This is a genomic window from Kytococcus schroeteri (assembly GCF_002847825.1).
Taxonomy (GTDB): Bacteria; Actinomycetota; Actinomycetes; order Actinomycetales; family Dermatophilaceae; genus Kytococcus; species Kytococcus schroeteri.
In genome coordinates, this window is the sequence record NZ_PKIZ01000169.1 from 1 (window position 1) to 303 (window position 303).

Here is a 303-nt window from a genome sequence, read left to right on the forward strand (position 1 = left end):
GCGCGATCACCGGCCTGTCCATGGGTGGTACCGCCGCAATGAACCTGGCCGAGCGCTTCCCGGAGATGTGGAAGTTCGTCGGCTCCTTCTCCGGCTACCTGGACACGACCTCCTACGGCATGCCGGAAGCCATCGCCTACGCCACCAACGACGGCAACGGCTACGACGCCAAGAAGATGTGGGGCGAGTTCGGCTCCCAGGACTGGATCGACCACGACCCGAAGCTGGGCGTGGATGCGCTGAAGGACATGACCGTCTACGTCTCCGCAGGTAACGGCAACGCGGGCAAGTACGACAAGCCGG

1 protein-coding gene is annotated in these 303 nt (G+C 64.4%); it reads left to right on the forward strand.

The genetic code is table 11. The features are described from left to right. A partial coding sequence (locus tag CYJ76_RS12035) for an alpha/beta hydrolase-fold protein (protein ID WP_269148640.1) occupies window positions 1-303 on the forward strand: 303 nt, incomplete at both ends.